The sequence below is a fragment of the Halolamina salina genome (genome assembly GCF_042678005.1).
Taxonomy (GTDB): Archaea; Halobacteriota; Halobacteria; order Halobacteriales; family Haloferacaceae; genus Halolamina; species Halolamina salina.
The window spans coordinates 1,825-11,295 of record NZ_JBHUDH010000006.1 but is presented as its reverse complement, the minus strand read 5'-3'; the positions used below and the strand labels follow the sequence as shown (position 1 = coordinate 11,295).

8 protein-coding genes are annotated in these 9,471 nt (G+C 66.7%); 3 read left to right on the top strand and 5 right to left on the bottom strand.

Features of this window, described 5'->3' with window-relative positions; translation table 11 throughout:
• Nucleotides 1-256: 256 nt before the first annotated feature.
• Nucleotides 257-436 carry a hypothetical protein gene (locus ACFR9S_RS00770; protein ID WP_379731386.1) on the bottom strand — a complete coding sequence of 60 codons (180 nt, stop codon included), beginning with the start codon at nt 434-436 and terminating at the stop codon, nt 257-259.
• A gap of 96 nt (nt 437-532) precedes the next feature.
• On the opposite strand from ACFR9S_RS00770, the gene ACFR9S_RS00765 reads away from it, so the two are divergent.
• Nucleotides 533-931: a hypothetical protein gene (locus ACFR9S_RS00765; RefSeq protein ID WP_053947779.1), complete on the top strand. Its 399-nt coding sequence runs from the start codon at nt 533-535 to the stop codon at nt 929-931.
• An 89-nt stretch (nt 932-1,020) separates the two neighbouring features.
• On the opposite strand, the gene ACFR9S_RS00760 is transcribed toward ACFR9S_RS00765, so the two are convergent.
• Genes ACFR9S_RS00760 through ACFR9S_RS00745 form a run of 4 tightly spaced genes read right to left on the bottom strand, consistent with a single transcriptional unit; the run spans nt 1,021 to nt 6,272 of the window.
• Nucleotides 1,021-2,013, bottom strand: coding sequence for a cytochrome b/b6 domain-containing protein (locus ACFR9S_RS00760; RefSeq protein WP_379731387.1), 993 nt, complete (start codon nt 2,011-2,013; stop codon nt 1,021-1,023).
• Nucleotides 2,010-2,381 carry a hypothetical protein gene (locus tag ACFR9S_RS00755; protein ID WP_379731388.1) on the bottom strand — a complete coding sequence of 124 codons (372 nt, stop codon included), beginning with the start codon at nt 2,379-2,381 and terminating at the stop codon, nt 2,010-2,012. The genes ACFR9S_RS00760 and ACFR9S_RS00755 overlap by 4 nt, the downstream gene beginning before the upstream one ends.
• Entirely contained in the window at nt 2,378-3,058 is a 681-nt protein-coding gene (locus ACFR9S_RS00750) for a 4Fe-4S dicluster domain-containing protein (protein WP_379731389.1), read from the bottom strand. Before ACFR9S_RS00750 ends, ACFR9S_RS00755 begins: the two co-directional genes overlap by 4 nt.
• A gap of 1 nt (nt 3,059) precedes the next feature.
• Entirely contained in the window at nt 3,060-6,272 is a 3,213-nt protein-coding gene (locus ACFR9S_RS00745; protein ID WP_379731390.1) for a formate dehydrogenase subunit alpha, read from the bottom strand.
• 273 nt (nt 6,273-6,545) lie between these two features.
• Here ACFR9S_RS00745 and ACFR9S_RS00740 point away from each other — a divergent pair, with 273 nt between their 5' ends.
• The gene (locus ACFR9S_RS00740; RefSeq protein WP_379817751.1) at nt 6,546-8,663 is read left to right on the top strand and encodes a 4Fe-4S dicluster domain-containing protein; all 2,118 of its coding nucleotides are present in this window, start codon (nt 6,546-6,548) and stop codon (nt 8,661-8,663) included.
• 3 nt (nt 8,664-8,666) lie between these two features.
• Nucleotides 8,667-9,293: a TorD/DmsD family molecular chaperone gene (locus ACFR9S_RS00735; RefSeq protein WP_379732821.1), complete on the top strand. Its 627-nt coding sequence runs from the start codon at nt 8,667-8,669 to the stop codon at nt 9,291-9,293.
• Nucleotides 9,294-9,471 lie beyond the last annotated feature (178 nt).

Here is a 9,471-nt window from a genome sequence, read left to right as displayed (position 1 = left end):
GGGTGGCTGCTGGAGGGAGAGGGACTGTCATGGGTGACGGCGACCGTGACGACCGTCGGCGCCCACCGGGAGAGCGCCACCGTCACCGCGGGGGCGGACGACGTTCGCACGCTGCTGGACCGGCTCGCGGACCGGCGCTGGGACTGCCAGCGGTAGTTTTCGGTTGAGCGGTGCTACGCGACGGTGAGAGAACGGGAGAAGGCGTGCTGTCGCCGCCGGTGTCGCTACCGGAGTTCGGCGGCGTGTCAGCGCCTGGTTACAGCGTTATCGATGCCACGACGGCGACGACGAACACCACGACCGCGATCGCGGTGATGCCTGAGGCGGTCTTGTCGTTCTCGGGTCCGTCAGTGAACTGCATCGTTCCGACAACGCCCACGACGGCGACGACGACCGCCGCCCACGCGTACGCCATGTTGAGTAGCTCGCCAGCCATACCTCCCCCTTACGGCGCACCCGTAATAACTCCCCGGTCGCCGAGCGGTCGTCCGAGGTGGACAGCTATATCCGCCCTCATCCCTCACAGCGGAGTATGCGGATGGAACTGCGGGTCTGCAAACACTGCTACGAAGGAGAACACGGCAACCCCGAGAAGACGGCAGTGACCCGCGACATGGTCAGCTGCGCCGAGCGGATTCGGGAGTACAAAGACCTGATCGGCATGGACAGCCTCTACATCACGAAAGTGGTCGAGGGCGAGCCCGGCGGCTCGGAGGCGCTGTCGTCGATCGTCGCCTCGATCGAGGACGGCCAGATCCAGCTCTCCGACACCCAGCTGGTGATGGAGGACGACGACGGCAACATGCTCGTCTACCCCGAGCCCGAGGACGTGCTCGAAGTGCTCACGCGGAACATCGATCAGATCCAGCAGCACGCCACCGAGGACGTGACCGTCGAACTGTCGACGGAGAGCGCGGAACTGATCTCCTAACGCCCTTTTTTCTCCGTCGGCGGCACATCCTCGCACCCGGGAGCGGCGGCTGTTCGATCGGAAAGAAAGGAAAAACCGCGAGTGTCGCGTCAGTCGGCCGCTTCGGCCTCGACGCTGTCGGCCTCCTCCTCCTCGGCCATGCGCTGTTCCCAGCGGATGCGGACGAGGTTGCCGTACACCGACAGCACCATGCCGAGGAACAGCACGAGCACGCCGATGTTGACGCCGACGGTCAGCAGCAGGTTCGTCGGGCCGCCGCCGACCAGCAGTTCGAGCGACACCGGGTAGCCGGTGTCAAAGATGCTGGCGGTCAGCACGCTGACGATCCCGATCACCGTCGCCGCGCCGCCGAGGTTGGACGCGCTCGCCCAGTTGGGCGAGAGCTCGAGGTGCTGGATGCCCGTCCCCTCGACGTCGTCGCTGTGTTCCTCGGGGATCATCGAGCGCGGGATGAACGCCTTGGTCTCCACCGGGAAGAACGCCGGGTGGAACCCGTGCTCGAAGATGTGGAACATCACACCCATCAGCATCACGACCCCGAGCAGGCCGTGGAACACGACGAACGCCATCGCCGCGGTCCGGGTCGCGAAGTACTGCATCAGCCCGGTCTTGCTCCAGATGAGCAGGCCCGAGATCGACAGCAGCGTCAGCTCCGCGGCGAAGATGAACACCACGCCCTTGCCGACGTAGCTCAGCAGCGGGATCTCGTCGGCGGTGCCGCCAGCGAACTGTCGGGCGTTGGGGTGGCGCTCCTCGGCGTTGCCCAGCACGAACTGGATGTCCTGGACGAACGCCTTCGCGTCGCCGGGCGTCGGCATGATCTCACGGAAGTTCGAGCGCCCGGTGTCCGTCGTCACCATCATCAGCATCCAGAACACGACCAGCGCCAGTAGGCCGACGCCGAACGCGCGGTGGAGCGCGGCGACGGAGCCGGAGCCACCCATCAGGGTGAGCATCCACCAGAGCTCGTCGTTGAACATGATGGCGTACCCCGTGAAGAACAGGAAGAACACGTCCATGGCGAGCAGCGAGTGGAACACTGTCGTCATGCGCGTGAACTTCCCGTGATCGAGGTTCGTCATTCGTTCTCACCTCCGTCGGTCGCGACGCGGGACTCGCCGGGCTGGCGCATCCGCCCCGCGAGGCGTCGGAACGCCCCCCAGTGGAGGAACACCATCACCAGGATGAACAGCCCCATCAGCACGTCGATCGCGTGCATCGCCTCCACGAGGAAGACGAGCCACTCGATCTCGTTGCCGGTGACGAACGCACTGCCGATCCCGCCGCCCTCGACGGTGGGCGAGACGCGGTCCAGCCGCTCGTAGAACACGTTGAACCCGTTGACGACCCAGACCAACCCGAGCGCGACCGCCACCGAGATCACGGCGTTGACCGCGACGACGGTCCCCGAGTAGCTGCTGGCGCCGTTCTCTGCGGTCGAGTTGCTCATACGCCGAACGCCTCCTTCGCCTCGTCCTCACCGAAGACGATCTCCATCGCCTCGTCGTTGAAGAACGTCCCCGAGTCACGCTTCTCGAGCTCGTCGGCGATCTGTTCGGTCGTGCCCACGAGGATGGCGTCGGTCGCACACTCCTCGGCACACGCCGGACCCTTGCCGACGTCCTGTCGGTCCTGACACATCGTACACTTGTCCATCGTGCCGCCGGTACCGAAGATCTCCGCGGCGCCGTCGTTCGAGCCCGGGAACTGCGGGGCGCCGAACGGACAGGCCGAGAGGCAGTACTGGCAGCCGATACAGACGTCGTCGCGCACGTCGACGAACCCGTCGTCCTTCTTGACGAGCGCGTCGACCGGACAGACCGAGACGCAGGGCGCGTTCTCGCAGTGGTAACACTGCATCGGGACGCTGGTCTCGCCCGGGCTCTCGCCCTGGGCCATCGCCTGCGAGGGATTCGCGTTGAGACCCTCGGCGCCCTCCTCGCCCTCGAGCATCGTGGAGATGCTGATCCGCTGTTCGTCGCGGGGCATGTCCCACGTTCGGTTACAGGCGACTACACAGCCGCCACAGTCGATACACGCGGCCACGTCGGGGAAGATGCGCGTATCCTCGCCGGTGCTCATCACCCCTTGGCCGATGACTTCGGAGTTTGATTCGTTGGTAGACATTTTACTGAACCGTCGTGTTGTCGCGGGTGTCGAAGTCCTTCTGCTGGCCGAAGCCCGCCTCGTCCTGCGGGAACGTGAACGTCTCCAGATCGACGTCCATGTTCAGCTCGTCGACCAGCTCCTGTGTGGCGGGGCGGACTTTCGCCAGCGCCGCCTTCGTCTCCTGCATCTGTGTCTCCACGTCGTACCCGCGCGAGGTGATGAAGTTCACCGAGTCGCCGATGGCGAACGGCTCGTTGCCGTCGGGGTACTTATCGAGCAGGCTCTCACCTTTCGCGATGCCGCCCCAGTGGTACGGGAGGAAGATCTCTTCCTCCTCCGGTCCGTGGCCGGGGCGCGGCGTGACGCGGGACTTCACCAAGACGGACCCGCGGTCCGTCGTGGAGACGACGACGAGGTCGCCGCCGTCGATCCCCATCTCCTCGGCCATGTTCGGGTGGATCTCCACGTACATGTGGGGCTGGAGGTCGGCCAGGTACTCGTTGGAGCGGGACTCTGCCCCGCCACCCTGGTGTTCGACCTGCCGCCCGGTCGTCATGACCGTGCTGAACGCCGACTCGTCGCCCGGATCGTTCGCGGCCGCGGTCGCGCGCTCCTGGACCGCCGCGTTGTTCTGGTCGAGCCGGTAGAAGTTGGTCTGCTGCCCGTTCGCGGGCCAGTCCTCCACGAGGTCGGGACGGGGGCTCTCGACCGGCTCCCGGTGAACCGGGACCGTGTCGAGGAAACCCCAGACCACACCGCGTGCGCGGCCACGCCCGGTCGGCGCGTCCGGCTGGGCGTAGTCGTACTGCTCGTACCAGTCCTCGTCGAAGTCCGTCCCGTAGCGCTCGTTCATCGCGACCGCCGTGTCGTAGACGGACTGGTTCGGATCGAGCGCGTACGCGTACGGCAGCGAGAGCTGGTCCGGGTTGGAGTAGTCCTCCGGCAGCGTCGTCGCGAAGCCGGGGTACTGCGGGACGCCCTGAACCTCGCCGTCGAAGTCGGACTCCCACTCGGGCTCGTAGGGGTCACGCAGGAGGTTCAGGCCCTCTTCGCCGTCCTGATCGTACGTCTCCTGCATCGGGTACTCCTTGTCCCCGACGTCCATCTCCTCCCACTCCTCGGGTGTCGGGGCCTGTACCCCCCACCGGGCGCGGAAGTCCTGCCCGCCGTTTCGCGGGTCGAGGTCGTCGTTCCAGATGATCGGGGTGCCGGGATGACCCTCGCCCCAGCAGGGCCACGGGAGCTGCCAGAACTCCCCGGAGACGGGGAGTCCCTCCTCCTCACAGCGGAGGTTGTCCGTGGAGAACGCGTAGTCGTACTCCTGCTGCTCCTGCAGGCGTTCGGGATCCTGCTGGTAGCCGATCGTCCGGACGCCGAGGTTGACCTCCCGGAGCACCTCCTCGTAGGTGCTCTTGCCGTTGTACAGCCCGGGGCCGGAGCCCCAGTCGAAGTGGTCGCCGAAGCCGAAGCGGGCCGCGAGCTCCTGCATGATCTCGAGGTCCGGCTTCGTGTTGTGCGACGGCGGTCGCACCGGCTCGGACCACTGGACCGAACGGTGGGAGTTCGTCAGCGAGCGGTGGTGCTCGTACTGCGAGGCCGCCGAGAGGATCACGACGTTGTCCTGATCGGAGAGCACCGACGCCACCGAGGGGAACACGTCGACGACGACGACCAGATCCATCCGGTCCATCGCGTCCTTCATCTTCTGCATCTCCGAGATGGAGTTCAGCGAGTGGCCCCAGATGACGACGGCCTTCAGCTCGTCGGGCTGGTACAGCGGCGTCTCGTTGAGCCGCTCCTCCTGGGGGAGTCCGCCGTCGAACCACCGCGCGACGGTCATCCCCTTCTGGAACATCATCGAGCGGTCGTTCGGGAACGTCTCGTCGACCTCCCCTTCACCCGACTGCCGGGCGTACTTCTCCTCCGGCATCAGGTCGTACTCGTCGTACAGCTCCTCGAAGGTGATCTCCCCGCTCGTGTACGGGCTTTTGCTCCAGACGTCAGTCCAGTAGCGCCACGAGCCGGGCGAGCCGACCGAGTAGTAGCCGGGCAGGATGTGGCTCGCGACCGCGAGGTCGGTCGCCCCCTGCACGTTCGCGTGGCCACGCATGACCTGCAGGCCGCCGCCGGAACGGGCGGCGCTCCCGGAGGCCAGCGAGGTGAGCGCGTAGGAACGGATGTTCTGGGTCCCGTTGTTGTGCTGGGTGCCGCCCATCGCCCACTCGATCTGGACGTTCGGCGCGTTCTCGGCGATCAGGTCGCCGAGCTCCCGAATCTGCTCCTGACTGACCCAGGTGATGTCCTCGACGGTTTCGAGGTCGTACTGGTCGAGTTCGGCCTCGACGTCCGGCCAGCCCATGACCCGCTCTTCGAGCATCTCCCGGTCGAGGTTCTGCTCGTCCCGGAGATACTTCATCAGCCCCATCATCAGGGCCACGTCGGTACCGGGCCGCATCCGGTAGTAGTAGTCACCCTTCGCCGCGGTCTTGGTGAACCGCGGATCGACCACCGCGATGTCGCCCCCGCGCTTCTGGCCCTCGAGGATGTGCTGCATCGCGATCGGGTGGGCCTCGGCCGGGTTCTGGCCGATGATGATGTTGAGGTCGAAGTTGCGGTAGTCGTTGATCGTGTTGGTCATCGCCCCGTAACCCCACGTGTTCGCGAGGCCGGCGACGGTGGTGGAGTGACAGATCCGGGCCTGGTGGTCCACGTTGTTCGTCCCGAACAGGCTGCTCAGCTTTCGGAACGCGTAGGACTCCTCGTTGGAGAAGTGGGCCGACCCCATCCACATGACCGAGTCGGGACCGTGCTCCTCCCGGATCTGGTTGATCTCGTCCGCGACCTTGTCGAGCGCCTCGCTCCAGCCGGCCTTGCGCCAGCTGTCGCCGTCCTTGATCAGCGGATGCTTGAGACGGCGTTCGGAGTGTTCACTCCCGTAGATCGCGGCGCCCTTCGAGCAGAGCGAGCCGTTGTTTATCGGGTTCTCGTGCCAGGGCTCCTGCCCGACGAAGGCGTTGCCCTTGCGTTCGCCCCGGAACCCACACCCGACGGCACAGAAGTTACAGACCGTCTTGGTGAGTTCGCCCTCTTCGTCGGTTCCGTCGACCTCCCCGTCGCTTTGTGCGAGTGCCTGTCCCGCGCCGCCGCCCCCGAGGGCTACTGCGCCGGCCAGCGCGCTCGCCTTCAGGAACGACCTGCGGTCCAGGTCGAGGGAGACTGGTTGTGAACTCATTGTTGTATCATGTCGCACCGACGATGCGTGCCGGTGCGAATTAACGGATACATGAACGGGTACTCCTTCAATCCATCGCACGGCAGTACCGGGGTTTGGAGACGAATCGACACGATTCTCGCTCGAAATGAAACTGTTTACCGCAACATCGTCCCCGATTTCCGCTATCGCGAAACGGGTATGCCGAACCCCACGGGTATTTTTTCGGCCAGCCAAAATCAAAACTGCCCGTGTCGCAAGCCCTATTGGGAGCGGTGGGTAAGCGCTCGGACGATGAAGGTAGGCGCGTTCGTCTGCGACTGCGGCGCCCCCGACGCCATCGACGCCGAGGGCGTCAGGGAGGGCGTCGGCGACGAGGACGTGGAGGTGGTCGCGAGCGCGAGCCACCTCTGTGGCGACGGCCTCGGGAAGGCCGCCGCCGTCGTCGAGGAGTACGACCTCGATCACGTGGTCGCGACCGCCCCCGACGCCGGCTGTCAGCGGCGGATCCAAGAGATGGCCGAGGCGCAGGGACTCCACCCCGACGCCACGGCGTTCGTCGACCACCGCGAGGGGTCGGGCTGGGTCCACGACACCGCCGAAGCGACCGAGAAGACCGCCCGCACCATCGACGCGACCGTGGCCGGCCTGCGCGAGGAGGCGCCCTCGCGCACGGTGTCGAAGGAGGCCGGCGACCACGTGGTCGTCGTCGGCGACGCCGCCGCCGCGGAGTCGCTGTCGGGCCGCGCCGACGTGACGCTGCTCGCCAACGGGCTGGACTTCGGCGAGCCGGAACACGACCTCGATGACGTGGATGTCGAGCGCGGCCGCGTGCGCGACCTCTCGGGATCGTTCGGCGAGTTCGAACTCACCGTCGAGGCCCGCGTCACCGAGGACTGCATCGGCTGCATGGAGTGTGTCAAGCAGGGCCCGGACGAGGCGGTCAGCTCCTACCCGGTCGACATCGCGCCGGACGCGCCCGACGGGGAGTATCTGGACTGCTGCCCGGTCGACGCCATCGAGCCTGAAGGCGTCGAGCGCACGATCGAGGCCGATCAGGTGGTGTACCCCGGCGGGCCGACGCGGGGTCGCGGGGGCCAACTGGGCTACTTCTCGCACTTCGACGGCGGCGTCCCCCCGACCGTCGAGAGCCAGTTCGGCGGGGCATCCAAGCCCCAGCACCTCGACATCGACATGAATCTCTGTGCCTCGGGCGACTCCGGCGTCGAGGGCTGTACGCGCTGTACCGAGGCCTGTCCCCACGAGGCCGTCTCCCGGCCCGCGGTGGACGAAGTCGCGTTCGACGAGACCGCCTGTATGGACTGTGGCGCGTGTACGTCCGCGTGTCCCACGGGCGCGGTCGAACTCCGGGAGCCGTCGAACGAACGTCTCGCGCGCGAGGTCGAATCCCTGCTCGACATGGAGGAGGGAGGTCGGCTCTCGAGCTTCTTCGGCGGCGACAGCGGTATCGAGTCGCCGGTGATCGCGTTCGTCTGTTCCGAGCAGGCGGCCGACGCGCTGGAGAGCTACGGGCGGCGCGCGGGCCGCGGCGAGGACATCTCCTACCAGCCGATCCTCCCGGTCCGCGTGAACTGTACGGACACGGTCGGCGAGGCGCAGGTGCCCGACGCGCTCGCGGCCGGCGCCGACGGCGTCGCGATCGTCGGCTGTGGCGACGACTGTCTCCACTCCGGTCCCGACCCGAAGGCCGAACTGGTCGAGCGGATGAACATCGCCACGAACGATCTGGAGCTCGGCGCGCGGACCGCGTTCTTCGCGCCCGCCGGCGACGACCCCGCGAGCTTCGCCGACGAGCTCGACGGGTTCGTCGAGGGGCTGGAACCGTCGCCGCTCCCGACCGGCGAGCACGAGGCCACCGGCACCGGGCGGCCGGACTCCCCCCGCGAGCCGTTCACGACCCACGACTGGGCGCTGGAGTCGCTGCGCCGGATTCTGGCCGCGACCGACCCGGACCGCGACGTGATCCGCGGGCTGGACACGTTCGGCCGGATGGAGGTCTCCGACGACTGCAACCTCACGCCCACCTGTTCGACGCTCTGTCCCACCGACGCCATCCAGCGGACCGGCGACGGCGAACTGCAGTTCAACCACGCCGACTGCGTGAACTGCGGGCTCTGTGAGAGCGGCTGTCCGGAGGGCGCCATCACCATCGAGCCCGGGCTGGAGCGCTCGCGCCTGCCGGAGAACCGCGACGGCGAGGAGTGGGAGCCGGTCTTCGAGGGCGAGATGATCGAGTGTGTGCGCTGTGGCACTCCCTTCACCAGCCGCGGGTCGATGGAGAAGGTGCAGGACGAGGTCGGCGACCTCGTCGAGGGCGTCGCCGGCGACACCGAGCACAGTATCTTCGAGTACTGCGACGAGTGCCGCGCGCAGATCGTGTTTCAGGGGTAACTAATGGACGAAACCGCCGTTTACGACGCACGTATCGAACTGGTCGACTTCGTGATCGAAGTGTTCCACGACACGCCCGACGAGGCGTTCATCGAACGCCTGCTCGCGGGCGAGATCGAGACGCCCGGCGACGAAGTCAACGACCACCTCGACGCCGGCTTCGCCGCGCTGGAGGAGTTCATCGAGGAAAACGAGGGGCGCGATCCCGCGGAGGTGACAAACGAACTCGCCAAGGAGTACACCGCGCTGATGGTCGGTCCCCGGCCGAACGTGCTCCCCCACGAGACGTACTACCGGGACGACACCGAGTTCATCGGCGAGGGGCTGGCCGACGTGGAGGCCAGCTACGGTGCTGCGGGCTGGAACCCGCCGGAGGAGTACGGCGAGGAGAACGACCACATCGCCGTGGAGTTCGCGTTCCTGCGGAACCTGATCGAGCGCCAGCGCGCCGGGCAGGACGAGACCGTCGGCTTCGAGCGCGTGTTCCTCGACGAGCACCTGCTGACGTGGCTGGAGCAGTTCACCGACCACATCGCGGAGGAGACCGACGAGCAACTGTTCGTCGCCGGCGCGCGGATCGCCGCCGGGACTGCGGCGTTCGAGGACGAGATCGTGGCGCAGTTGCTGTAGTTCTCGGTCTTCGTTTCGTTACTTCGTTCGTGAGTGGGCACGGTAGTTGCTCGTTTAACGGCGATCACGACCGCGGAGTTGGCTGCCTCTATCTTCGCTACATCCACGATGAATGCGACCGCGGAGTGAGCATGACCACTTGTGACCGCAACCGCCCCGCACAGCCCTCACTGCTCGC

What these genes read in the sequence shown, in the direction of transcription:
- ACFR9S_RS00770 (WP_379731386.1), bottom strand. Translation starts at nt 436, where the DNA reads ATGGCTGGCGAGCTACTCAACATGGCGTACGCGTGGGCGGCGGTCGTC.
- ACFR9S_RS00765 (WP_053947779.1), top strand. Translation starts at nt 533, where the DNA reads ATGCGGATGGAACTGCGGGTCTGCAAACACTGCTACGAAGGAGAACAC.
- ACFR9S_RS00760 (WP_379731387.1), bottom strand. Translation starts at nt 2,013, where the DNA reads ATGACGAACCTCGATCACGGGAAGTTCACGCGCATGACGACAGTGTTC.
- ACFR9S_RS00755 (WP_379731388.1), bottom strand. Translation starts at nt 2,381, where the DNA reads ATGAGCAACTCGACCGCAGAGAACGGCGCCAGCAGCTACTCGGGGACC.
- ACFR9S_RS00750 (WP_379731389.1), bottom strand. Translation starts at nt 3,058, where the DNA reads ATGTCTACCAACGAATCAAACTCCGAAGTCATCGGCCAAGGGGTGATG.
- ACFR9S_RS00745 (WP_379731390.1), bottom strand. Translation starts at nt 6,272, where the DNA reads ATGAGTTCACAACCAGTCTCCCTCGACCTGGACCGCAGGTCGTTCCTG.
- ACFR9S_RS00740 (WP_379817751.1), top strand. Translation starts at nt 6,546, where the DNA reads ATGAAGGTAGGCGCGTTCGTCTGCGACTGCGGCGCCCCCGACGCCATC.
- ACFR9S_RS00735 (WP_379732821.1), top strand. Translation starts at nt 8,667, where the DNA reads ATGGACGAAACCGCCGTTTACGACGCACGTATCGAACTGGTCGACTTC.